At 30.5% G+C, this 26940-nt stretch carries 16 protein-coding genes; 2 read left to right on the top strand and 14 right to left on the bottom strand.

The window, feature by feature from the left end; translation table 11 throughout:
* Nucleotides 1–2028, top strand: a complete 2028-nt coding sequence (locus HYG85_RS13140) for a DUF262 domain-containing protein (protein ID WP_212690039.1) — start codon at nt 1–3, stop codon at nt 2026–2028.
* A gap of 854 nt (nt 2029–2882) precedes the next feature.
* On the opposite strand, the gene HYG85_RS13135 is transcribed toward HYG85_RS13140, so the two are convergent.
* From HYG85_RS13135 to HYG85_RS13080, 12 genes are all read right to left on the bottom strand, one after another.
* Nucleotides 2883–3254 carry a hypothetical protein gene (locus tag HYG85_RS13135; RefSeq protein ID WP_212690038.1) on the bottom strand — a complete coding sequence of 124 codons (372 nt, stop codon included), beginning with the start codon at nt 3252–3254 and terminating at the stop codon, nt 2883–2885.
* A 13-nt stretch (nt 3255–3267) separates the two neighbouring features.
* Nucleotides 3268–8745, bottom strand: coding sequence for an RHS repeat-associated core domain-containing protein (locus tag HYG85_RS13130; RefSeq protein WP_212690037.1), 5478 nt, complete (start codon nt 8743–8745; stop codon nt 3268–3270).
* Nucleotides 8745–9713, bottom strand: a complete 969-nt coding sequence (locus tag HYG85_RS13125) for a hypothetical protein (RefSeq protein ID WP_212690036.1) — start codon at nt 9711–9713, stop codon at nt 8745–8747. The genes HYG85_RS13130 and HYG85_RS13125 overlap by 1 nt, the downstream gene beginning before the upstream one ends.
* A gap of 13 nt (nt 9714–9726) precedes the next feature.
* On the bottom strand, nt 9727–12669 hold the full coding sequence (locus HYG85_RS13120; RefSeq protein ID WP_212690035.1) for a fibronectin type III domain-containing protein: 2943 nt from the start codon (nt 12667–12669) through the stop codon (nt 9727–9729).
* Nucleotides 12670–12732: 63 nt separating this feature from the next.
* The gene (locus HYG85_RS13115; protein WP_212690034.1) at nt 12733–16323 is read right to left on the bottom strand and encodes a fibronectin type III domain-containing protein; all 3591 of its coding nucleotides are present in this window, start codon (nt 16321–16323) and stop codon (nt 12733–12735) included.
* 1081 nt (nt 16324–17404) lie between these two features.
* Nucleotides 17405–17800 (bottom strand): hypothetical protein, encoded by a 396-nt coding sequence (locus HYG85_RS13110; protein ID WP_212690033.1) that lies wholly within the window; start codon nt 17798–17800, stop codon nt 17405–17407.
* Nucleotides 17801–17817: 17 nt separating this feature from the next.
* Nucleotides 17818–18297 carry a hypothetical protein gene (locus tag HYG85_RS13105; protein ID WP_212690032.1) on the bottom strand — a complete coding sequence of 160 codons (480 nt, stop codon included), beginning with the start codon at nt 18295–18297 and terminating at the stop codon, nt 17818–17820.
* A gap of 75 nt (nt 18298–18372) precedes the next feature.
* The gene (locus HYG85_RS13100; RefSeq protein WP_212690031.1) at nt 18373–18924 is read right to left on the bottom strand and encodes a DUF5104 domain-containing protein; all 552 of its coding nucleotides are present in this window, start codon (nt 18922–18924) and stop codon (nt 18373–18375) included.
* A gap of 183 nt (nt 18925–19107) precedes the next feature.
* Nucleotides 19108–19950: an alpha/beta fold hydrolase gene (locus HYG85_RS13095; RefSeq protein WP_212690030.1), complete on the bottom strand. Its 843-nt coding sequence runs from the start codon at nt 19948–19950 to the stop codon at nt 19108–19110.
* Nucleotides 19951–19967: 17 nt separating this feature from the next.
* Nucleotides 19968–20447 carry a helix-turn-helix domain-containing protein gene (locus tag HYG85_RS13090; protein WP_212690029.1) on the bottom strand — a complete coding sequence of 160 codons (480 nt, stop codon included), beginning with the start codon at nt 20445–20447 and terminating at the stop codon, nt 19968–19970.
* A 285-nt stretch (nt 20448–20732) separates the two neighbouring features.
* Entirely contained in the window at nt 20733–22730 is a 1998-nt protein-coding gene (locus HYG85_RS13085; protein WP_212690028.1) for an oxidoreductase, read from the bottom strand.
* A gap of 117 nt (nt 22731–22847) precedes the next feature.
* Nucleotides 22848–23645 (bottom strand): MerR family transcriptional regulator, encoded by a 798-nt coding sequence (locus HYG85_RS13080; RefSeq protein ID WP_212690027.1) that lies wholly within the window; start codon nt 23643–23645, stop codon nt 22848–22850.
* A 331-nt stretch (nt 23646–23976) separates the two neighbouring features.
* Here HYG85_RS13080 and HYG85_RS13075 point away from each other — a divergent pair, with 331 nt between their 5' ends.
* Entirely contained in the window at nt 23977–24600 is a 624-nt protein-coding gene (locus tag HYG85_RS13075; protein ID WP_113673362.1) for a YgjV family protein, read from the top strand.
* 284 nt (nt 24601–24884) lie between these two features.
* Here HYG85_RS13075 and HYG85_RS13070 read toward each other — a convergent pair whose 3' ends face one another.
* Nucleotides 24885–25871, bottom strand: coding sequence for a glycoside hydrolase family 130 protein (locus tag HYG85_RS13070; RefSeq protein ID WP_212690026.1), 987 nt, complete (start codon nt 25869–25871; stop codon nt 24885–24887).
* Between the two features lie 22 nt (nt 25872–25893).
* Nucleotides 25894–26898, bottom strand: coding sequence for a LacI family DNA-binding transcriptional regulator (locus HYG85_RS13065; RefSeq protein WP_212690025.1), 1005 nt, complete (start codon nt 26896–26898; stop codon nt 25894–25896).
* Nucleotides 26899–26940: the final 42 nt, after the last annotated feature.

Raw genomic sequence — 26940 nt, 5'->3', positions numbered from 1 at the left:
ATGAAAGCGGATAGTATTAAATTACTTGAATTTATAGGACAAAATAAAAGAACCTTTAGTATTCCTGTCTACCAAAGAAATTATGATTGGAAAAAAAATCAATGTATTAGACTATTCCATGATGTAGAAGATTTAGTGAATAAAGATACTCATTTCTTAGGAACTATTGTGTATACCAATGGAGAATCTACAGCAATATTTAGAGAATTTATAGTAATTGATGGTCAACAACGTCTTACTTCTACTATGTTATTGTTAAAAGCACTAAATAGCGTATCTAAAGATATTAGTTTCAGGCAAGAAATATATGAAGATTACTTAACAAATAAAAGAGCACCAGAAAAATTTAGAATGAAATTAAAACCAGTTGAATCTGATAGATTAATATATAAAAACATTATTGAAGATGGCTTATTTGAATCATCTTCTAATGTAAACAATAATTATCAGTTATTCCTTAGCTTAGTACAAAATTCAAGCTATACCCCTAATGAATTATTCTTAGCATTAAATAAACTCGAAGTTGTTTATATTCAACTTGAAAGCGGAAAAGAAAACCCTCAATTGATATTTGAAAGCTTAAATTCAACTGGACTAAATCTAACTCAAGCAGACCTTATAAGAAATTATCTCCTAATGGACCATACATATTCTTTGCAAGTAGAATATTATAATAAATATTGGATTAAAATAGAGGAAAAATTACCAAATGCAATTTTATCTGATTTTATCAGAGATTATTTAACCTTAAAGACAGCAACTATTCCCAAAAAAGAAAAAGTATATGATAGCTTTAAAACCTATTTTAGTAAGATAAGCAATTATAATTCAAAAAGTATATTAGAGGATTTGTTAGTTTATTCTAAATATTATAGTTGGTTATACTATCACAATTCAAAAAATGAAGAATTAAATGGCAAGCTACGTGAAATAAAAAGACTTAAGTCTACAGTAACATATCCATTTCTATTATACTTGTTAGAAGATTGTTATGAATATAATAAACTTAGCGAAACAGAGCTGATAAAAATACTATCTATGATTATTAGTTATATATATAGAAGAATCGTTTGTGAAGTACCCACGAACGCATTAAACAAAGTATTTTCACGTATGCATAAAGATTTAGCCAGAGTTTGGAATGATGAATTGTCTTATTATAATAATATAGCAATATTATTACTAAAAAAACAATCAAGTTCATTATTTCCTAAAGATGAGCATTTTAAGCAAGCATTATTAACAAGAGATATTTATAATTTTAAGCAGAAAAAATACACTCTAGAAAAATTAGAAACTTATAACAATAAGGAAACAGTATCTTTTGATAATCTTACTATTGAACATATAATGCCACAAACACTCAGTGCCGTTTGGAAAATTGATTTAGGAAATAACTTTGAACAAATTCACTCGAAGTATTTACATCTAATAGGCAATTTGACATTAAGCGGATATTCTGGTGATCTTTCCAATAAAGATTTTAAAGAAAAACAACAGAAATTAATGGAGTCAAATATCAGTATAAATAGGATGCTTAATCAATATGACATTTGGTCTTCTAACGAGATAGAAGACAGGGGTAATCGATTGTTTGATATTGCTAAAAAGGTATGGGATATTCCAGATATAAATAAAAATTTAATTTCACTTGATCCAAATACTTTAGCTAACGAATTTGATATTGGTGATGATGTAAATGTTAAAGGTAGAAAACCATATGAATTAACCGTTATCGGTGAGAGAAATACAATAAGTTCTTGGCGAGAATTTTTTATTACTATATGTAATAAGTGTTTTGAATATGATTCCGAACTATTTATAAAGTTGCTTAATCATAATGATTTTACTGGTCGTTCAAGAAATATTATTTCCGATAAAAGTGATACTATGAATAGATCATATAAGATTGCTGATAATATTTATATAGAACTTAAACTATCAGCTAATGATGTTTTAAATTATTCTAAATTACTTGTAGAAAAATTTGAAGACCTCGAAACAGAGGTTTCTTACAAAATAAGATAATATGTATTAATTAATAACGTTAAGCGGGTCTTGAAGAAGGTATTAGTAACATTTTGACTCTAGTTTATTAACAAATTGTGATGACAAGAAAAAATGGTTATAGCTAGTTCTAAAATATATTTGGTTGAATTTGCATATAAATGTTGGTTATTATTAGATAAGATTGTTATTATATATAGGGTATTACAACATATCAATCGTCATAGAATACTGACCATTAATTATTATCTAACATGTTATTCGTATACACTATGAGCAGAATAATAATATTGTTTATAACCTAAGCGCTATTTTCTAAGACCAAGAAACGACTATAACACTAACCGTTAGAGAGATATGGCGTTAGATATATACTATCTAATTAAAGGTAGTGAAATATTAAATAATGACTCCGTACCCATAAATTCGTGCAAAGGTAAAAGACATAAATTAGAGTGACTTTATAGATTTTATAACATAGAAAAGGTAATTTTACTTAATCATAAGAGTAAAATAACCTTTTCTTTTAAATCTAAATTATACGTATGTTCTGAACCACAATAATAATAACTTATGTTTCACGGTTGATGTTCATTACGGTTTAGATACTATTAAATAAATTATTAAGCATTAACACATTCAAGATGTATCGCCCTCTGGTTTATTGAATAACAAGAACTAGTTAAGTAAATATATATAACAATGAGATCTAGAGATTAGGTTTATCTATTGGCACAATAAGTATAAAGACTTAGGCTTAATGAGTCGCTAGGATTACCAGTAAAACTATCCTCTGGAATAAAGCAACATATTAGAGAGATCTAATTACTGTTTATAAGCATAGGTCTCTCGTAAATATGTTTGTTAGTTGAATATTATACGAATTCTACATGTATTCTATCTACAGTTATTTCAATATATTTTCCAATAAGATATTGGTATTCATCCAGTAACTCATCTTCAATGATTATACCTACATCCAATTTACCCTTCTCTATTAGTTTACCTTGAAGCTTATACTTAAAGGTGTCATCAATACGTATAAGTTGTTTTGTATGTTCTGTAATTTCATTAAGTTCCAAATCATCTAGACATGTAATGGACAGTTCAACATCATACTCTTCACCTTCGTATATAAGATAGGGTATTATAGTTGCAAAACCTACAACATCATATCCATTAATTTTCAAAATGACTTCTTCCTCAATAATTGAACTTAGTTTTGATAAGGTTGCTTTTTGAATCATAAATGACTCCTTTCTAGTTAATAGGATTTATAATATTTGTGTTTTCGCCATTTAACATTTTCCAAAATGACTTACCACTTTCAACATGATATGTAGTTATATATCCTTTATTATTTGTTCCAACAAATTCAAATTTAGATAATCCTTTTTTACTACTATTACCCATATATCTTAGATAACCTGTTCTTATTTCGTGATTATATGTATAAGAAACCTTTGTACCGTTTAAAATAACATCTCTTGCTCCATCTAAATATTCCTCGGTTGTTTCATAAGCACCTTTGAATTCATTTTTATGCTTATTAAAATGACCTTTTAACAATCCATCACTTGCGAAGGTATAATTATTCATTTGTTTCGTAAGTGCTTGACTATAAGCTAATTGCTCTCTTAGTACACCATATTGACGCATCATATAAGTATTATAATACCCAAAAGTATTTACCCCAGCTGAAAGTAAAGCAATTTCATCAGCTATCGTAAACACGCTACCTATAGCTACAGCACTCAATGCAGTTGCCTTACCAATATTTACTACTTTATCACCCAGAGTCTTTTCGTATTCTGCTCTAGCCCATACTGGTGCAAATGTGTTGACAAATGTTTCTTGGTCAACATAGAAATCGTCATTCATATTTGCCATACTAACATAATCTCTATATTCCTTAGAAACATCTACACCCCAGTAAATATGACCTGCGAAAGGCTGACTCGTAAAGTTTACATAGTCCTGCCAGTAGGAGTTACCACCACTATCCATACATTGCTGTAAATGTCCACTTGGATCTATATATATAACTGGATTATTACTACAATATGTATACAGGTTTAGGCTCAACGGGTCACTAGCTTGTCCAATATAACTATCCTCCGTTATAAATCTACCAATATATGGGTTATAATACCTAGCTCTTAAATAATAAGTTCCTGTTTCTACATCATAGTACTCACCACAATATCTAAAAGGATTACTATCATTTATATCAATACTTACCTCAATACCAAAAGCATCATAATCATATGTTTTTACAATACTACCAGTATTATTAGTTCGGTGTACAACATCACCATGATCATTGAACAAATAGAATTGTTCATCAGTGTCTGTTTTACATGATATAAGGTTTATACCTCTTGAATAAATGGTAGTCTTATCATCATTGATTTCTGCAATAACATTTCCGCCATCAAGTATAAATTGCGTTACTTGATCATTTACCTTTTTGCTTGTTCGTATACCTAGAGTATTATACGTATACTCTGAACTGATACCATTTGTAGCTGTTTTTGTAAGCTGATTCAATAGATTGTAGTGATTAATCGTAACATCTGCTTTAGCACTTTTACCTGCTTGTAAGATATATGTTTTTTCCTCTTCACTACCCGTACTAGGACTTACTGTCTCTTTTGCTGATACCAATGTATTACCATTAGGATCATATGAGTATTGAGTCATTTCTACCTTGTCACCGATTGTTTTCGTCTCATAGCTCAACCTATTGTTTAAATCATAATTGTAATCAATATTATAGTTATTATTACCTGATACGACTAATGTTGCTCTGTTTCCAGCATCATCATATGTATAAGTTAATTGTTGTTGTAAGATATCGTTTGTACTATTGGTTTCAGTAATGAGACGACCTAAATCATCATATACATAACTTGTATCTTTACCATTAATTGATTCTGTTTCAACTATCTTATTACCATCTAAAGAATAATCATTTATATAATGAGATAGTTCGGTATCATATTGTTTGTTAATTAATTCTGTAACAACATTTGCAAGATTATAATTATATATTACACTATTTCCATTGGTATATACAAGAGATTTTCTGTTACTATTTTCATCATATGTATAAGTTGCCTTTAACTCTCCATTTTCGGTAACTGTTTGTAATCTATCCATATGATCATAGGTATATGAAGTATTAATAATACTATTGTCTTCATTTAACACTTGTAAGGATAAGCAATTATTATTAGCATCATAAGTATATTTTTTTACAACTGAACCATCTTCTTCTTGAATCTTTCTTCCAAGATCATCGTAGGTGTAACTAGTTGTTATATCGCCATCACTCTCTGTTGCAATATTACCATTATAATTATATGTATATGTAAACTCCTGATTATTGCCATCTGATGGATTATTTATATTACATGTCAATACTCTGTTTAACCCATCATAAGTCATTGTAGTGATATAACCATTTCTGTCTGTCTTTTTAAGGAGATTACCATTTTTATCATAACTATCATAGGTTTCATTCTGACCTAATGGGTCTGTTTTAGATACAAGTCGTCCTAGATGATCAAAACTATTTTTAGTAACTGAATATATTGAATCACTACCTGAAACAACATTGTCTAAGCCAGCAATAGTTAAGGGATCGCTTAGTCCTGTATACGTACGAAGAATATTTCCAACATTATCATAATAATATTGCGTATAATTAATAGCTTCACCATCATTATATAATGCTACTGTGGTTAGCATGTTTTTGCTATTATATCTATATTCTTTTTTTGTATATGATTCTGATTCACCAGATATATTATTGGATGATTTTTCAAGAACAACATTCCCATTTCTGTCATAATAATTTTTTAACGTATTATAGTAAATGGTTCCATTTTTTTCTTCAAAAGGTGTGTTACTTATAATTAATCTCCCAAGATTATCATACTGATTTGATGTATAATATGGTATATCTGCTTTATTACTTTTGATATCTGCTGTCTTAATAATACGACCTAATGCATCATACTCAATAGTATTATAATCACCATTGATATTGATACTTTTAACTACTCTTCCAGCATAATCGTATTCAATCTTTGAAGTATAAGGATTGGTCCACGCCTCACTATTAGCTCTAGCATTTTTCTCCTCAATCAAATTACCTAAATAATCGTACTTGAATGTAGTAACATATGGTATAGAATCATGCAAACCTTCTGTTTTAACAGTATTCCCAGATTTATCAGTATAACTTGTTGTTACAATCCAAGGGGCACCAAACACACTTTTCTTAGTCTTATAATACTCACCATTATTATATGCTTCATCATATTCATATTGCTCATTGTAAATTAGTGTTCCAGATGCATCAAATCGTTTTTTTAATGTTATACGTCCATCAGACAAATATGTATTTTTAGTCTTATTACCATTGGCATCATATTCTTCAATAATACGGTTATTATTATCATACTTTATTTGTTGGAGAATATCATTAGTTGTCATGTCTTTTTTATACACTAACTTACCTATTTGATCATAGATATTTTTTATTGTGTATCCATTTTCATTAGTTTCAGATACACTATTCTCAGAGAGATTACTTATATATATCTTGGTCTTATAAGTTCCATCTGGATTATTCATACGTGTTAATCTATTGAGTTTATCATATTGAAACTCTGTTGTATGACCTTCACCATCTTGCATAGTTAATACGTTTCCATAATAATCATATGTAAATATTTCTTCAATTGTACCTGCTGATTGCCCTGTTTTAGGTACAACAAGCATATTATCTGCATCTACAATTCCTGTTACCCATTTCTTAGTCAAGTATGCCCCACTTAAGTTGGCATTACCATATCTTGATACCGCATTATCATTATAACTATAATTGGTGGTTATATATGAATTCCAATTACCGTTTCCAATATACTCACGTTTCTGAGATACATTTCCATAGCTATCTTTAATATATCGAGTTTGCTCCTTAAGAATGGTATTTTCCATAACTTTTTTCCATTCAACTGATTTACCATTAGATGATAGTACATACTGTTCTTTAATAGTATTTGATGCATCACGTTTATAATTCTTCTCAGTCACGAGATTGTATCTATCATCATAAATATAGGTCATTTTATACTCATCACTATCTCTAAATAGTAATTGATCGTTAGCATCACGTGGACTTTGTGATCCCCAGTAATTTAGAAGATTTCCTTTTATATCATATTCAAAATCCTCTACTGTTTTCATAAACTGATCTGTACTTTTATTATAATTTTTAGTGACCGTTTTGAGTGGGAGATGATTATCATCATAAGTATGTATTTTTTCAACTTTATGATGATTACCTGATGACTCCTGCTCTGTTAGTAATGCATGTTTATCATAAGTATATTTATTAACATTTGAAGTAGTATTTACTGTAAAAATTTCTTGACTTTTTACTTGATAAGTCTCCGGAATATCTTCATCTCGATAATACATGGGATATCCATCCAATTCATGAGTGGAGTCTACGTTATAGATAAATAGCCTCGTATTAAATTTATCTGTATCCATACCCATATTGGTGGCATTATAATCTTGTCTACTAGATAATTTGAAGAATTCCATACAACCATCTTCACCCATATTACGAGTAATAGGATTTGTATATAAATATAAAGTATTTGCACCTGTTGGATAATTAATCCGTTGTAAAAGGGTATACATATTACTATCGTCCTTATTACTAATGTCTTTATCTAATAAATCTGATTTTACAGTCTTATAGATATACTCATATGAAGTGGTTCTTCCTTCAAAATCTGTGACATTATCAAGAACTTTTTCTGTTTCTTCCATAAATCCATCAACTTTTTGATCTGTTTCATCAATAATTTTAGCAAAATTATAGTAAAGACTTTTAGTTACAGTTCCATCAGTTAATGATACTATAACTCGATTATTGTTATCATCATATTGAAAATTAAGGACCCTTCCACAAGTATCAATTATTGAACTAACAACTATATGCTCTGCATTGTATTGATCATATCGTATAGTATAGTTATATTTGATTGTATTTCCATATCTATCAACCTTCCCTATTAACCTACCCTCATGATCAAAATATAATTTAGTTCCATTTTTTTCTGTCAGAATATAAAAAGATCTATAGTCACCATTTACAAATTCATCAAGGTCATAATCAACTGATAAATTAATGTTATCTTTTTTTGTTTCAAAAATAAATTTATTATTATCTGAATCATACTCTTTCACAAAAAATGTTCCTTGTGAACCATAATGTAATACCGGCCATGCATAATCCACTTCAATAATTGGAATTTCAAATGCCCATCCAGCTCCTATATCAAAGTATTTATCACGAAATGTATGGATATTAGTAGTACTTCCTATGCTCCCATCACTTCTTAGATAAGTTCTTATATCCCATATAAACGCTTGTGAATGATTATAGGTTCTTGTTAATTCAAGATCCATCCCATTTTTACCTTTAAGATAAATATCTGTATATCTTAAACTTAATGAGCCTGTTGCTGGATTAATAGACTCGTTTTGAGAGTTACTTATTGAAAAAGGGGTCTCTACTCCCTTCTCATACACAGCTTTTGGATATACTTCTTTATTATAATTATCTACTGTTCCAGTAGCGTGTATGGGTACATAGGATAATATGGTGAATAATAAAGTCAAAAATACTAATTTGCCAAAAGAACTCTTCATTACTTATCCCCTCCTAATGTATGTTCTACTTCTTCCCAAGTATTTAATTTATTTTTTTTCTCGACTATTTCTGTTAATGTAGTATCATTTTTGGCTGCAAGGTGCTTAGCTCTCGCAATTTCAATTATTGTATTTATACCATTTGACTTGCAATAATTGATTTCTTCATCAGTTATTTTTAAAGCTCTAATTAGAATAGCATCAGATTTAATGTAAGTATCTTTATTGTTGATAGATTCAGCTTTTACATTAAGTTTTTCTTTATCCATATGGCTTTTTATTGATGTCTGCTTAGATTCTTTGGTTGTGGATTTTAAACTTTCTTCATCATTATTATCAATTTCATAAGCTTTATTAAATATTGCATACTCTGACAATCCTTCTTTTTTCATTTGCTGTATATCCTCTTTAGACATTCCTAGTTTTACAGCCACATCAAAAATGTTAATTTCAAGTTTCTTAATCACTTGTGACCATAAATAATCTCTATGATCTATAACTCTATTTACTATTTCCCCATCTTCATTTTTCTCTAATTGTATAGAATAGTTTTTACTTACCCCTTTTGCTTCTAATATTTCTACAACAGAATACTCTGAAATAGCTGCTAATATTTCTGCCTTTACAATATCATCAATTTTATAGCCATTTTTGTATAGTTGTGTTACAGCCTCTTCATTCAATTCTAAGTTTTTTTTACGAGTAATAATAAGTTTCTTGTAAACTTTTTTCCACTCTTTTTCTATATTTTTCAACTCTGATATTTCATCAATATCCATTTTAAATTCATCTGCCAATTGCTTTTCTATGACATTATCATCTTGACTATAAAACATAACTTTCTGATTATTCACTTCTTCTTCATTAACTGTTTTAGCCATTATGGACATACTTAGTAGTATCATTATTCCTATTAAACAAAGTATAGTTCTTATAATTCTTTTATTAGTTTTTTCAGCTTTGTACATAACACACACTCCTCTATTGTATTGTTATCGATATAGTCGTTGAACCATTTATTTTACTTTTAAAACGTATGCCATTTAGAAGCCCTGTCCAACGTTTTCCTGCCTGAATAGGATTCCCTATAACATAACTTATCGTACCTGGTATTTCACCTATCATCTTTTCTTTTTCCCAAGTCATAATATAGAGGTCATCTACTTCTAATTCATCAGGATTGTAGGTGAGGGTATACACTTTTCCACTAAGACTAGTATTATCAATTGCCTTAAGTAAAATATCATAGGTTTCATCTATTTCACAATCTAAAATATACTCTGTAATAGATGTAGTAACTGTTATTTCTGAACTCCAAGGACTATAACCAGCTGTATTCCTTGCTCTTACACTATACTTATAAGTAGATTCTGGTTCCAACTTTTTATGTGTATAAGTTGTATTCATACCAGTTTCAACAATGACTTCATCTAACTCCGAATCAATCATTTTAACTTCATAGCCCGTAACATTCTCAACACTGTCCCAATTTATTTCAATTTGATTACTAACTTCATTTGTTGAGATATTTTCTGGAGTATCAGGCACAGTACCGGATGTTGTTCCAGTTACTCCATCACTTGTCTCAGACCATTCTTCTTTATATGCTCTAATAGTAAATGTATATTGCGTATCTGGTGTCAAACCGATGACTGTAACTTGTTTATCAGGAAATGGTATGCAGGCTACTGATGTATCAATTAATTCCCCATTTATATTAACAAACTTAACACCATCTGTTATCTCATATAATGTATCTGCAGGATTGTTATCAATTATTGTTAAATGTAAAGTTGTATCAGTAGCATTTGAAATTGATAAAGATGGTATTTCAGGTAATGTATATGTATCTTCAATATAATTTGATATATGTTCTAATGCATCTCTAACTTCAACTTTAACATTATATGCTGTTCCTGGTGTTAGACCCGTTTTACTATACGTATTACTTGTAGTCCATGTTCCTTGTATGCCATTAACTGTATATCTATAGGGATAAGCATGTAATCCTGCCATTAAATCAGTTGCTATAACATTAATATTTAACTGATTAGTAAGTGGTGTAATTATATGGGACGTTATTATAGGTGCAGATTTATCTACTTTAATGGTTAATGTTTCCTCGACTGTAGAATAGCCATCGTTAACTGTTATTTTTAATTGATGGGTACCTTCTGATAAGCTAGCCATATTAATATGTGGTAATGTAGTACTAGGACTTGAACTTGTGTTGTAAATATTAGTTGTACTTCTAGGTGTAGATTCACTATCTATATAAACTTTACATGTTAACACATTATTATCTGCATCATATACAGAAACTGTTGGACTAATAGATGTATCGTTTTCACTAAATAGTGAAAGATTAGTTGGAGATGTTATATTTAAAGTTGGTGTATGGTTTACTGAATATGTAACGCTTAAAGTTGGTAGATTGCTTTCATCATAATAAAATGAATGCCCATGTGGAGGAGATGCCTTAATTTCTATTCCATAAAAAGTATAATTATTATTAAATATATCATTCATCATGTTTGTCAAATTCCATATTTTGGGACCATCTCCACTAGTATATAATGAAGATTGATAGCTAGATGTTTTACTTGGTTGATTTTGCCATGTAGCATTGGAAAAACTAGAAGTTAATCTACTAACAACAAAAGAGCCTGACCCTGAGCCCATTTCAGCTTGGGGCACAATTGTTAGTTTTGCATCTGACACAATACTATTCATCGGAATGCTGCTTAAATTAAAGTTTAAATATACAATGTATTCATCTGATCCAACACCATTAGGGAATCCTGGAAATGCATAACCATATACTGAATCATCTTGTGCAAATCCACTAGAACAAATAGATCGTCCGTGACTTCTATTAACAGATGTAGATGGATCAATAATAATTGGATAAGTAGCATTTTTCAGGAATTCCATATCGTTAACTGTTAATATTACTTTAGTTATTTCAATATTATCTTTTACTTCACTTTTTAAAGTATATTCTAAATCATATGATGTCTTTTCTTCATCAGATGAATCAAAAGCTACGGGTGGGATAATTTCCCATAGTTTTTCTCCTGTTTCTACATCAATGAAATCAATACCCCCATCATCTGTTTTAATTGCATTAGCTCCTTGAAGATCTAGTGTAAAAGAAAATTCAAATGATTTTACAGGTGCTTTCACAATAATATTTTCTTTTAACTTAGCAGAATCAATTATGTATTCTAGGTCAACATTTTCATATATATCTATATACTTTATTTTATTGTTATTTATCACTTCACTCTTTGGTTGCGCATTATCTAAAGAATAAATAATTGACCTTACCTTTCCTTCAGAATTAGTAATCTCAAATTTAGCTAATCGAGAGTTATTTAAATCATAAACACTATTAAAGTATGACTTAAAAGTATTCTTTTCAGAAGAATATTCAAATTCATTATTTATATCATTTAATAAACTATCCCCTTTATTAAAAAACTTATTAAAAAGATTACTATTGCCATTATTTAATGGCATATTCATTTTTTTGTCTACTATCCTACTTTTTATGCTTACATCGATATCCTCATAATTATCACCATTTTTATAATGTATTGGACCACTTCCAATAGTTGCAGTTATAGTACCATCCTCGTTCATATAGTGTTTTGAATAGAAATCTCTTTTGTTAACTAATTCTACACTATTTGACTGAATGTTTTTGTCATACACTTTTGGGTTCTTCAATCTTTCGTCATCTATTCTTTTGTTCTTTTTATCATTGACAATAGATATTGATCCATCATCATTAACAACATACTCGTTTTCTACTGCTTTCACATTTTTCATTGTATGTTGAGCTAATGAAAAAGATGTTAAACATACAAACAAGAGTACTCCTATGGAAAAATACACATTTATTTTATATATAGTTTTCATAAACATTCTCCTCGTTAATATTAATAGTGTGAAGTTTCATAAGCTTATACTATGTTAACCTTACTACTCCGATTGTACTGTATAGTTAATAGTTGTCTTTCCATCTGATGATATTTCATTAAATAGAATACTATTTACTATTCCTGACCACTTTTCATTACTTAGCAATGTTTTATCAATAGTGAAAGTAATTAATCCTGGTTGGCACTGAGTAACAGTTATTTCTGTTTGGTTAATATCACCTACTGTTGTTTCCTTTAACTCTGTCATTGTACATAAATCATTTAACGTTAACTTGTTGGAGTCGTATTCAATACGAAAAACTGTTTCACTAAAATTGTCAATATTTGAAGCTGTTAGTATAAGATTAAATACTGAAACACTAGGTATTAATACTTGATTTGCAATCGCCATTGTATTATTGTGTATTGGTGCATAATAATTATTGCTTCCTGCTTGTACTATGCATCCTATTTTTATTTCTGCGGCTTCTGCTAACCCTATGTCAGCTAACGGTACTGCTATTTCTACTACCGTTGTTGTAGTTATTTTTTCTATACCTTTTACCTGTGTCCAATTCCAATCAGATCCTGTTCCTGCATATTGATATAATATATCTCCTTCTATCAAATACTCTGCTCCACAATCCGACCATTCTCCTGATTGAAGTCCTGTTGCACCATCATTATCACTGTCTATATAGAATGACACAACATCGGAAGTATCCATGTTACTTCCTTCTACCATTACATATAATTTATTGCTGTCTTGTGCTGCCTTCATTGAACTGAGATTCCCATCCCCTGTTGCTATTTCTCCTATATTGTTCCAATCACCTATGTTTCCATCAATTATGATTTTCCCTTCTATTGGGTCTGGTAAAGATGCTTGTCCTGTTATTATTGTATTTGCAATCGCCATTGCATTGTTTTCTAATGGTGCATAATAATTATTGCTTCCTGCCTGTACTATACATCCTATTTTTATTTCTGCGGCTTCTGCTAACCCTATATCAGCTAACGGTACTGCTATTTCTACTACCGTTGTTGTAGTTGTTTTTTCTATACCTTTTACCTGTGTCCAATTCCAATCAGATCCTGTTCCTGCATATTGATATAATATATCTCCTTCTATCAAATACTCTGCTCCACAATCCGACCATTCTCCTGATTGAAGTCCTGTTGCACCATCATTATCACTATCTATATAGAATGACACAACATCAGAAGTATCCATGTTACTTCCTTCTACCATTACATATAATTTATTGCTGTCTTGTGCTGCCTTCATTGAACTGAGATTCCCATCCCCTGTTGCTATTTCTCCTATATTGTTCCAATCACCTATGTTTCCATCAATTATGATTTTCCCTTCTATTGGGTCTGGTAAAGGTGCTTGTCCTGTTATTATTGTATTTGCAATTGCCATTGCATTGTTTTCTAATGGTGCATAATAATTATTGCTTCCTGCCTGTACTATACATCCTATTTTTATTTCTGCGGCTTCTGCTAACCCTATATCAGCTAACGGTACTGCTATTTCTACTACCGTTGTTGTAGTTGTTTTTTCTATACCTTTTACCTGTGTCCAATTCCAATCAGATCCTGTTCCTGCATATTGATATAATATATCTCCTTCTATCAAATACTCTGCTCCACAATCCGACCATTCTCCTGATTGAAGTCCTGTTGCACCATCATTATCACTATCTATATAGAATGACACAACATCAGAAGTATCCATGTTACTTCCTTCTACCATTACATATAATTTATTGCTGTCTTGTGCTGCCTTCATTGAACTGAGATTCCCATCCCCTGTTGCTATTTCTCCTATATTGTTCCAATCACCTATGTTTCCATCAATTATGATTTTCCCTTCTATTGGGTCTGGTAAAGGTGCTTGTCCTGTTATTATTGTATTTGCAATTGCCATTGCATTGTTTTCTAATGGTGCATAATAATTATTGCTTCCTGCCTGTACTATACATCCTATTTTTATTTCTGCGGCTTCTGCTAACCCGATGTCAGCTAACGGTACTGCTATTTCTACTACCGTTGTTGTAGTTGTTTTTTCTATACCTTTTACCTGTGTCCAATTCCAATCAGATCCTGTTCCTGCATATTGATATAATATATCTCCTTCTATCAAATACTCTGCTCCACAATCCGACCATTCTCCTGATTGAAGTCCTGTTGCACCATCATTATCACTGTCTATATAGAATGACACAACATCGGAAGTATCCATGTTACTTCCTTCCACCATTACATATAATTTATTACTGTCTTGTGCTGCCTTCATTGTACTTAAGTTCCCATCACCTGTTGCTATTTCTCCTATATTGTTCCAATCACCTATGTTTCCATCAATTGTGATTTTTCCTTCTATTGGGTCTGGTAAAGGTGCTTGTCCTGTTATTATTGTATTTGCAATCGCCATTGTATTGTTTTCTATTGGTGCATAATAATTATTACTTCCAGCCTGTACTATACATCCTATTTTTATTTCTGCGGCTTCTGCTAACCCTATGTCAGCTAACGGTACTGCTATTTCTACTACCATTGTTGTAGTTGCTTTTTCTATACCTTTTACCTGTGTCCAATTCCAATCAGATCCTGTTCCTGCATATTGATATAATATATCTCCTTCTATCAAATACTCTGCTCCACAATCCGACCATTCTCCTGATTGAAATCCTGTTGCACCATCATTATCACTGTCTATATAGAATGACACAACATCGGAAGTATCCATGTCACTTCCTTCTACCATTACATATAATTTATTGCTGTCTTGTGCTGCCTTCATTGTACTGAGATTCCCATCCCCTGTTGCTATTTCTCCTATATTGTTCCAATCACCTATGTTTCCATCAATTATGATTTTCCCTTCTATTGGGTCTGGTAAAGATGATTGAACTGTTACATCTGGAATATTTTTCATCTCAATATTATCTATTTCATTAGCAATCAATGTTTCTGTGTCATCTTTAACTATATCTGGAGTTTGATTAATAACCGTAGTTGTTACAGTTACTACTTCACTCCATTCACTTGAAACATTTTTATTTACAGCTCTTATTTTTACTGAATACTGTTTATCAGGTATCAAATCACCTTGTATATACTGTGTTTCTATTATATTAGATATTAATACATCATCTATTTGTACATCGTAACTCTCAGCATTGGTAACTGGATCCCAATGTAATGAAATAGTGGATTCATCTGTTGTAACATCTACATTAGTTGGTATTTTAATCGTTTGTACTTGTAATTCAATTACACTTACAGTAATTTCAACAGACAATCCATCATAGGTTACAACTATTGTAGCTTCTCCAGTACCATTTGCTATTACTGTACCATCATCTTCAACAGAAACAATTTCATTGTTTGTAGTTGTAAATAATGATTCTAGTGTTACTTCTCTTTTACTTGTATCTGAGAAAACTGCTGTAACAATAGTATCGTGTTCTTCTCCAATCTCTAGTATATATTCTGTTGAATCAATAAGTAATTCTACTAGTGATTGACTTGTTTCTTCAGCTAATATATCTCCATTTGCTAAATATACATCTGATGAGAAAAGGTAACAAAAAATTAGTAAATACATAAGAGTACTTTTTATAATTTTCACAATTTTTTTCATGTTTCTCCTCCACTTCATTTGGCTGGTGTCAAACTTGACACTCCTATGTTATATATATAAATAGGTTTTTATAATGACTCACCTCCTTATTTACAAAACCTATCCTCTAACTTATTACCTTTGTTACTTCTTCACTCTAATGCCATAAAGTACAAATTATAGTTTTTACTATAATCTAACTGCTAAATATATCTATTTTAGAATGTTGATAATTATCTATCAACTTTTATTTTTAATGTTTTATAACTACTGTTTATTTTATTATTTTTAATTTTGTTATGATATTATAACTTTATAGGGTGTGACATTACTGACATAAGAAAGGTATAACTGGTGTTTATAGTCAATTGTCTTTTATGAATTATTTGTCTATTACATTATTATTAATAATTTTTCATTTTTTTATTTACTTAACCATTAAAACTATCAATAAATGTACAAGATAATATTTATACTCAACATATACATATGATTATACTCAAAGCATTAATATATATTTATAGTAAATAGTTTGTTATTTGAAATTAATTATTTTATTAATAATATATTTACATTAATATTATATTATATTTTTTATGCTAAAATTATATATTTTTCGACATATTTCTATTTTCGTTAATATTATACAATTTATACAATTAAATCTCGTTATTTATTGTTAAATATATTAAGATTTTTGATATTAATGTATTTATATTTATAAACTTTTAATTTCATATTAATTAAATGCTTTGATAAATAAATAATAAACAAAAATTATAAACTTGTAATTGAGTTCCCTGATATTATCTAATCAAAAAAAATCTTTATTAACACTTAATTTTAATTCCAAGTGTTATAAAGATTTTTTATTTCGCTTTTTTGTAGATTTCATATGATGACTCTGCAACTTTTCTCTAAATCTACAACGAAATATGTAGATAAGGTATTATTAAATGTACGACTACTATATTGCGCTCTATATAGTATCACTTTTGAGAAACTTTTTTAAATGGCTAGCCTAAATAAAAGCTAGCCATCTATAATCTGTGTGGAGATTGATTATTTATTAGGTGAATTCTCCATTTATTTCCTAGTAATATTATTTATTATTTACAATCCTCGTAACTTCTTCACACAAAACACTAATACAAACATCACCACTATCCATAAATATTACCTCTAAGTTCTTATCTCCAATCATACTTTGAAATCCATAGTTGAAATAGTTAAGAAATTGTTCTGCTTGACTATGTGTTTTTATATTTAAAAATCTAATATCACAAATAAACAATGGAAGCATATCATCTCCAACAAGTTCTATTTTTAAATCCAAAACATTTGTACATGTAATTTTTTCTGTAACTCGACCTTCTCTATTTATAAATTCAAATTCCATAGATAAATTCTCTAAAAAATTGATTCCATTTAGATTTAAATTACTAGAGATTATATCCATATATCCCATCAGTTCAATCACATCAAAATCATTGCTCACAATTAGCTCCTCCAGTATTATCTCTCCACCTCAAAATATATAAGATTATTTTTAAAGTCCATGTAAAACTTACCATCATAGTTGGCAGATTTTATATAAGAATTAAACCCTTCACTGTAAAACCATTTGGGAGTTTCCTTTAAATCTAAGAGCTTAGTATCTAGTCCGGGTTTCCAAGTACCATCCAAACTATTCCATTCATACATTTCTTTAATAGTTTTTGAATCATTATTATCTAAAATAAGAAATCCTTTCATCCAATAAGAAGATGGTGAAGGCGTAGAATTTCTACTGTTTCCTCCTATAATATCTGCTTTCCAATAACATTTTTCTATGTTACCTAAATTAGGAAATCTATTTGTAATTGCTTTTATATCATTTTTAAATTCATTAGAATTAGTTTTTATATTGAGTTTGCTGTCGAGTATCACTGTAATTATCACTGCAAAAACAATAATTAATGCTACAATAACATAGAGTTTTACCTCTTTTTTCATTAATTACCTTCCTCCTAACTTAGCGAAATACTCTGATGCCAACTGGTTATACATTGGTAGTTATTCTAATATTTATTATTTCAACGGTAGATAGATTCCAACGCGTGATATCTTTTCATCACCATCATATAGTATTTTTTGGTTTTCATCATATATTTTTTCCCTATCTTCTGCTTTTACTATCAAGAGTAGATAAAGACCAACATTATCAGAATTATCTGTGTCAACAGAGTTATCGTGTAGTAAAAAGAAGTATTTTTGCTTATCAGTATTTACAAAATAATATGAGTTAATCTGTTTAGTTTTATGTCCATGATTATTTGATGTAGACGCAGATGGACCACTTGATTTTTCCCATGAATCAACTTCGCCCTGAAAAAATTCAAACATTTGATTCATATTAATGTCAAAATCATTAGATTCATCTAATGCTTGTTTAGAAAACAGAGCCTTCAAAGTATCTTTATCCTGATTTTCTAAAGCCTCAATTACTTCTTCCAATCTAGCATTTGCTATTGCCTCATCGTCAACTTCATTAAGCATCTTTAGTCTTATATCTACTAACGAACATGAACTTAAAACTAACATATTAAATATAAGTATAAAACTAATTTTTAGCTTACGCATAATATGTATGACTCCCTTCCTAAAATGTATATATTTATAAAATTTTTTTATTTCTTATATCACAGGTAAAACAAGTATTTGTACACAAGCTATTTTACCATACATTTGATAGGAAGGGATAATTAAATAATTCTTATAGATACTGTAATGATACTATAAAATATTTAATCTCTTCTTCAATAACTATCCACCCAAAAAAATTACTACATCATCAACCACATCAATCAATACATGCCCAGTATTCTTTAAAACCCTGATCTTAGCTTTTGGGATAACCCTACTAATTCTATCTGCAATTTTCTTAGTAGGCAATAATGCATCATTTTCTCCTCCCATGTATAGAGTAGGCATTGTTAACTTACATAATTCCTGATCTGTCAATACTGGTAAAAATCCCATACGTGGTCTATAGTGCTTCATGATTAGCTTACCAAACTCTAAAGCTTCTTCAGGTATGACTTCATTACCATACACAATTTGATTTAATCTATCAATACCTTTTTCACCTAGAAGCATCAATGGCATAACCCTGAACATAAAAGACATCTTACCGTTAGTAATGCCTGATGTGGCTAATAAAACAAGCTTTTCAACTTTTTCTGGCTTATAAGTTGCATATTTTAATGCCATCCAGCCTCCAAGTGAATTTCCAATAATTATTGCTTTCTCAATATTTAAAGCATCTATGACCTCGTCTAACCACTTTCCATAATGGTCACCGTTCATATCTGGTCTATTCTCATCACTTTTTCCAGGTTCTCCAATTATATCTATCGCATATACTCTGTAAGTTTCACTGAGTTTTTCAACATCTCCCATCCACATGACAGAATTTGTTGAAGAACCATGGAGTAGAATAATAGGCTTATTTTCTACATCCCCACTTGCAATAATAAATGTATTACCAAAACTTGTATTGACATTGATGATTTCTTTGTCTACTGGCCACTTTTGTATTAGATTATCATAATGATTAATTATCAAAGCCTTTCCTTTATCAGATTTATAGATTGAGTTTGTTTTCATTTCATCTCCCTCATTTCTTAATCATTATTATCTGTTAATACAGATATACAGTTTAGTAACGTTTCAGTAAAATAGATTGTTCCCCATAACATAACTCTTAATTTATGGGTTTTTTCAATATATTGAATGTTGATTGTTGAATTTCCATACTCAGGGTCTTTTGAATTCATAACCGCTACTAGAGTATTTGAAATTCTATCTAATTCATCTCTATTCTTAACTACAATATCAATTACTGTAGAGACAGAAATCTTCTCATTAGTATTATTGGATTTATTATCTGAAACAGAATAATCATGTGTTACTTCATGGAAGTTTTCAGGAACGAGATTCTCTTGACCTTCCATAAATAAGGATAAATCATGTCCTGTAACCCTCCATTGTTTACCAACTTTTGTACCTCTTAATTTCCCTTCTCTTACGTATTTTCGAACTGTCTTAGGGTGAATCTTCAACATTTCAGCAACTTGGTCTACTGTATAAAATTTATCTTCCATTTATATCATCGCCTTTCTTTTTCTTTATGATATCATACTCAAAATATTTTTTCAACCCTTTTTATAACTTTATGTACCTTTATGTAATTATATGTACCTTTCCGAACAATCAATCGATAAATAAAAATTAATAGCTTATTATCAAATAGTACTAATATACAAAAAACCTCCATAGTGATATACATTGAAACATATCACTATGGAGGTTTATCTTTTATTATCTCACTTTATAAATGTATACTATATATTAATGCTTAATCTTCTACACAGTCTCTATAAAACATCCTAGATATTTTTAGCTACTTCATATGCATTCCATATAGCATACATAATATTTTGTACTTTATTAGCATCTCCAATTAATCTTACATTAGGAATATCAAATCTAATGTCATTGAATAAATCTTTTTGTGAAGAGTATCCAATAGCAACAATGACGCTATCAACATCAATGATTGATTTTTGTCCATCTTCATTTAGCACAAAACCTTGTTCTGTTTTTTCGCTTATGCAAGAACTTGTCTTAACATCAATTTTATTGTATTTAATTAGCTCATGAAGCATATCGTGATTAGCATGACATAGAGGTCCACCTATCTTAAGAATATCATCTTGCATTTCTATAATAGTGACTTGTTTATTTTGTTGTTTCAACCAAAGAGCTGTCTCACAACCAACAAGACCTCCACCAATAACTGCAACTTTTTCTCCAACAGCTTCTTTTCCCATTAGCACGTCTTCAGCAACGTAAACATTGTCAGCACCTTTGATAGCTAATTGTCTTGGGTTAGACCCAGTAGCTATAAGTACTTCATCAGGTGCAAAATATTTTATGATTTCTTTTGAAGCATCAATATTTAATCTAATATCTACTCCCAAATCTTCTAATACAACTTCATACCATTTAATAAGTGCATGATCGTCTTCTTTAAAATCTGGAACGCCTCCTGGAACGATGTTTCCACCAAGATAACCGTTTTTCTCAAGTAATGTTACTTGGTGTCCTCTAATGGCTGCTACTCTTGCAGCTTCCATTCCTGCGACACCACCACCTACGATAAGAACTTTTTTGATTTGTTCTGCTTTTTCTAATCCATAATCTTTTTCACGTCCACATGCAGGATTTACTGCACAAGAAACTGTTGCAAAGGTCTGTAATCTTCCCATACATCCTTCTTGACAAGATAAGCATGGTCTGATAGTTTCACATTTATCTTCAAATATCTTATTAGGTATATCAGCATCTGCAAGAAGTGGTCTTGCTAATGCAATCATATCTGTTTGTCCTGATATAATGGCTTCGCTGGCTAATTCAGGATCATCCATTCTACCTGCTGTTATAATAGGTACATCTACAGCATTTTTAAGGATTTCATTATATGGAAGATATAATCCTTTCTTTTGATACATTGGTGGATGACTCCAGTACCATGAATCATAAGATCCTACATCTCCATTTAATGCATCATATCCTGCTTCAACAAGTATTTTAGCTGCTTCAATTCCTTCTTCAATATCTCTTCCTTTTTCCTCGAATTCTTCATCTGGTAATCCGCCTTTACACCAATCCTTGATGAAGCTCTTTATACTATATCTAAGAGATACTGGGAAATCTTCTCCACAACGTTTCTTGATTTCTTGCACTATTTCACAAGCAAATCTTAAACGATTTTCCAATGATCCACCGTATTCATCAGTACGATGATTAAAGAAAGATATAGCAAACTGGTCTAATAGATATCCTTCATGCACTGCATGTATCTCAACACCATCGAATCCTGCTTTTTTTGCAATGGCTGCTGATTCACCAAATGCTTTTACATAATCTTTTACTTCCTGGTTTGTCAATTCACGACATGTAACTCCTGGTAAAAATCTATGTGGTATTGGTGATGGTGCTACCGCTACTTTTCCCACTATAGATGGTATACTAACTCTTCCAAAACCTGCTGATAATTGTAAAAAGATTTTTGAACCATAAGCATGAACTCTTTCTGTCATTTCATTACCTGTTGTAATAAAATTCAAGGGATTGATTGTAGGACATGGCATAGATGGTAATGCACATTTCTCAATGTCATTTTCTACCATTGTTACACCAGTCATAATTAATCCAGTTCCACCTTTTGCACGTTCCACATAGAACTCTATTCCTCTTTCGTTAAAACTACCGTCTGCGTTACACATTCCACCTGGTCCCATTGGAGCAAGGACATATCTGTTCTTAATTTCCAATTCACCAATCTTAATTGGGTCATAAAGTACCTTATACTTTTCCTTCATATCTTTCGCCCTCCTGAAATCATCTTAAATGTATTTTGTTATCAACTATCTTACATCTAATATTGATGTTAATTTCAGTATAGAACATAAAGGAACTTTACTTGCAAGAGGATATTGTTATATTTTTATCGAAATCCATAATTCTATATATGGGTGGAGTTTTGCTTCTTTTTCTACTTCTACCAGTAGTATCTTACCCCAAGCTGTTTCCCCTATTTCAAGACCTTTACTGTAAGCATAATCAAAAGCTTTTTTGAATACTTTCTGAGGATTTAGAGTAAAATCTTCATCTGCCACTACTATTGTGTGTAGACAAGATGTACTTTCTAATTTTTTGGTATATACTCCTGCTGGTAGCTCTAGTTCTTCTAGTTTCTCAGTCCTTACCAAATATCCAAAATTACTCATTCCCATTCTTTCATCAATTACCCCTAACTGTACAATAGGCATGGCTTTTACCCACTTGTGAATTATTTTCTGTGAACTACGTTTCTTTGACAGCCATCCACACTCATCATCACACATAATGGTGACTTCTGGAGATTGAGACAACTCATATTTATTCAAGAGTTCTTGGATTCTTCTTATGCTGACAAGATGATCTTCAATGGCATCTGCTAAGTTCATATAGTACTTAGCTTTTTTGATTGCTTCTAGTTGATATCTTGTTTCTCTTTCTTCTATTAATTTATAATTATTTTCATTTCCGCCAAATTGGGTAATGATGGTTTTCATAGGAATTTCCATAGAGCGGTACTTAGCATAAGAAAGCAGTCTGAATACATCTACTACATTGTAGTAGCGATGACCATTTTTCCCTTTATCTACTTTTATCAAATTTTCCTTTTCATAGTAATGGATGGCGCTAGTGGTACATCCAAGAATTTCTGCTAAATCTGTGATACTATACCTCATAATCTGCCCCTTCCTACCTAAAGCAACTTTAGGTATTTATATGTAAGTTAGTATTTGCATTGTGACTTTCCTTTATAAAGTATTATAACGTGTATTTATAAAATAAAAAAGTTCTAAAACAACCTAAAATGTCCTTTTTATTAGTATAGAATATCTGTTATAATGAAACAACTTATTTAACATTTATTCTGCATCATATAAATTATATTAACAGTCTTTGTATATGAACTACTCACATGATTATATTATTTTATTAAAATGGTAATAATAACCCAAGAAGAAAAGAGAATAACGGCGTATTACACCACTTACACTAGAGAGGAGTTACACCATGGATAATTGGCTTGAATGGCTAGGTTATTTAGCTTCACTTATTGTTTTAATATCTTTACTTATGAGTTCTATAATAAAATTGAGATGGATTAGTCTAATTGGTTCTTTATTGTTTTCATTGTATGGTTTTTTGATAGGTGCTTTACCTGTAGGATTGATGAATCTATGTATATGCTTCATTAATATCTATTTCTTATTCAAGATATATAATTATAAGGAATATTTTAAGATACTGCCAATCAAAAAACGTTCACTTTACTATGACTATTTTCTTGATTTTTATAAAGAAGAGATTGATAGATTCTCAGAATCAGAATTCAGTATAGAAGAATCAGATGTAGCTTTCTATATTTTAAGAAACATGGTTCCAGCTGGAATATTCATGTCAACGAAATTAAATGATGATACCCTTAAGATAAGTCTTGATTTTGTGGTTCCTGAATACAGGGATTTCAAGATAGCTAAATATGTTTTTGATAAGAATAAAGAATATTTTACGGATAAAGGTTTCTATAACCTTGTTAGTTTTTCTACAAATGAGCAGCATATCAAATATCTATTGAAGATGGGGTTTGAATTAGATTCTATAGAGGGTGAAAAATGTTATATGAAATCTTTATAATAAAATAAACCTAACAGTCGGGGCTATTGGAAAATACATTTTTAGAGATGGCTACAAGTTTTGGAAAATAGACTAGGTTTAGCTATTCATACCCTTAAACGTCCTGTTTAAAGGGTATGTGCTACGTCGTCCATGACTTCGCTTACCGCTAAACCTAGTCTATCTTCCTTGATATTGACGTTAAAATGTATTATCCAACAGCCTCTCGGTGTAAATCATTTTTTATTTATCAAGAATACAAAAAAGGGCTGATTCAGCCCTATTTCATTTATATATAATATAATCTATAATGGATTTTCCTTCATGTATTTCATTAGTTCATCGACAGTTGTAAAGGCTAGACTAGTAACTGTGTCTGCACAGCCATAGTATATAGCTATTCTTCCTGTTTCTGAATCAGTTAGTGTGGCACATGGGAAAACTACATTTGGTACGTCTCCTACACATTCATATAATTCATAAGGTGCTAATATGTAATCTGATGAGCGCATTTTTACTTTCCAGGGTTGGTCTAAATCAAGAAGTGCGCATCCCATTCTATATACATAACCATTACATGTAGTTATAACACCATGGTATATGAGTAACCATCCTTCATCAGTTTCTATTGGTACTGGTCCTGGACCGATTTTTGTACTTTGCCAAGCTGATTTACCTTTAACTGTACTCATTACATGACGATGATGACCCCAATATTCCATATCTTTACTTTGACTGTAGAAGATATCACCAAAAGGTGTATGTCCTGTGTCACTTGGTCTACTGAGCATTGCATAATAATCGCCTATTTTACGTGGAAATAAAACTCCATTTCGATTATAAGGTAAGAATGCGTTTTCCGTTTGATGGAAAGTCTTGAAATCAAAAGTATAACCCATTCCTATTGTGGGACCATGATAACCATTGCACCATGTTATATAGTAACGGTCTTCTATAAAACACACTCTTGGGTCATAACGATACTCTTTACGGAGTATTTCTTCATTCTCTCCTTGAAACTCGATAGGATCGTGGTTTATATTCCAATGAATTCCATCTTTGCTGAATCCAGAATAGATATTCATACTCACTGATTTGGAATCACATCTGAATACACCTGCGAATCCATCTTCAAAAGGTATAACCGCACTGTTAAAAATACTATTTGAACTAGGTATTGCATTTCTATTGATAATAGGATTTTTTGAATATCTCCATATTGGCATAGAATCTTCTTCAGTTCTTTCCTGCCATGGTATATTTTTTAATTTATTTCCAATAATTTTTGCCAATTTCTACTCCTCCAAATCCTACTTAATTCTTTGCCACTGAATCTCGATAAATGATTTTACCATTCACCATGGATACTCCTTTTGTATAATAAGGGGATCTTTCTACTTTTCTTTTAATTAGTTTCACTGTAGTCTTTGCTATGCCTTCAATGTCTACAGCAACAGTTGTTAATTTTGGTTCACAGATATCAGCATATATATCGTTATCAAAGCTTACGATTGAAATGTCTTCGGGAACTCTATAACCTTGTTTTTTCAAGCATTTAATAAAACGATGTGCTGTTTCGTCACAATTACATACAAAAGCTGTTGGCATCTCTTCTGGAAGTTGGAATTCTATTGCTTCGTTATGTGCATCTCTATCATCAATAATCCACTCTTGTCTAATGGGAATCTTTCTTTCCATTAAAGCTCTCTTATATCCTAGATATCTATCTGATATACTTTGAGTAACAGAGATTGAACCTACAAAACCAATGTAATGATGTGCATAATTAAGTAGATGCTTGGTAATCTCATATGTACTGTAGATATTCTCAGAAAGAACACAATCCGTATTGGAAAGTTCATCATAATAATCAACAAATACCTTAGGTAACCTTATCTTTCTGACTTTTGACAAAAATTCTTCCTCCAGGTTTCCAAGAATGATTATACCTTCAATGTTTTGATTACTAATGATTTGTTCCAGTTCCTTTCCATGATTGAGAGGATTTACCGTTGTGAGAACTCCAATATAACCAATTTCACTTAAATGCTTTGATATCATTTGATAGATTTTTACATAGAAGTATGCTTTTGTGCCTTCACCAAAATATTTGTGGTCTAAAAATATAGCAATATTCTTTACTTTATCTTTTGAATTTTTTGATAAACGATAGCCAAATTCTTCAGCTTTTTGTAATATCTGTTCTTTTAATTCAGGTCCAACACCATCTTTATCATTTAATGCTTTAGAAATTGTTACTTTACTAACTCCTAACGCATCTGCTATATCTTGCATAGTAACTTTTTTGATTTTCTTCATTGTTAGACTCCCCTTTTTAACATTTTCCTTATCCTTTGATAT

It is taken from the genome of Vallitalea guaymasensis (assembly GCF_018141425.1).
In the GTDB taxonomy this organism is placed as follows: Bacteria; Bacillota; Clostridia; order Lachnospirales; family Vallitaleaceae; genus Vallitalea; species Vallitalea guaymasensis.
This window is presented reverse-complemented; position numbering and strand designations above follow the sequence as displayed.

Bases quoted from the DNA above. Each gene is read 5' to 3' on its own strand.
- HYG85_RS13140 (WP_212690039.1), top strand. From the start codon at position 1: ATGAAAGCGGATAGTATTAAATTACTTGAATTTATAGGACAAAATAAA.
- HYG85_RS13135 (WP_212690038.1), bottom strand. From the start codon at position 3,254: ATGATTCAAAAAGCAACCTTATCAAAACTAAGTTCAATTATTGAGGAA.
- HYG85_RS13130 (WP_212690037.1), bottom strand. From the start codon at position 8,745: ATGAAGAGTTCTTTTGGCAAATTAGTATTTTTGACTTTATTATTCACC.
- HYG85_RS13125 (WP_212690036.1), bottom strand. From the start codon at position 9,713: ATGTACAAAGCTGAAAAAACTAATAAAAGAATTATAAGAACTATACTT.
- HYG85_RS13120 (WP_212690035.1), bottom strand. From the start codon at position 12,669: ATGAAAACTATATATAAAATAAATGTGTATTTTTCCATAGGAGTACTC.
- HYG85_RS13115 (WP_212690034.1), bottom strand. From the start codon at position 16,323: ATGAAAAAAATTGTGAAAATTATAAAAAGTACTCTTATGTATTTACTA.
- HYG85_RS13105 (WP_212690032.1), bottom strand. From the start codon at position 18,297: ATGAAAAAAGAGGTAAAACTCTATGTTATTGTAGCATTAATTATTGTT.
- HYG85_RS13100 (WP_212690031.1), bottom strand. From the start codon at position 18,924: ATGCGTAAGCTAAAAATTAGTTTTATACTTATATTTAATATGTTAGTT.
- HYG85_RS13095 (WP_212690030.1), bottom strand. From the start codon at position 19,950: ATGAAAACAAACTCAATCTATAAATCTGATAAAGGAAAGGCTTTGATA.
- HYG85_RS13090 (WP_212690029.1), bottom strand. From the start codon at position 20,447: ATGGAAGATAAATTTTATACAGTAGACCAAGTTGCTGAAATGTTGAAG.
- HYG85_RS13085 (WP_212690028.1), bottom strand. From the start codon at position 22,730: ATGAAGGAAAAGTATAAGGTACTTTATGACCCAATTAAGATTGGTGAA.
- HYG85_RS13080 (WP_212690027.1), bottom strand. From the start codon at position 23,645: ATGAGGTATAGTATCACAGATTTAGCAGAAATTCTTGGATGTACCACT.
- HYG85_RS13075 (WP_113673362.1), top strand. From the start codon at position 23,977: ATGGATAATTGGCTTGAATGGCTAGGTTATTTAGCTTCACTTATTGTT.
- HYG85_RS13065 (WP_212690025.1), bottom strand. From the start codon at position 26,898: ATGAAGAAAATCAAAAAAGTTACTATGCAAGATATAGCAGATGCGTTA.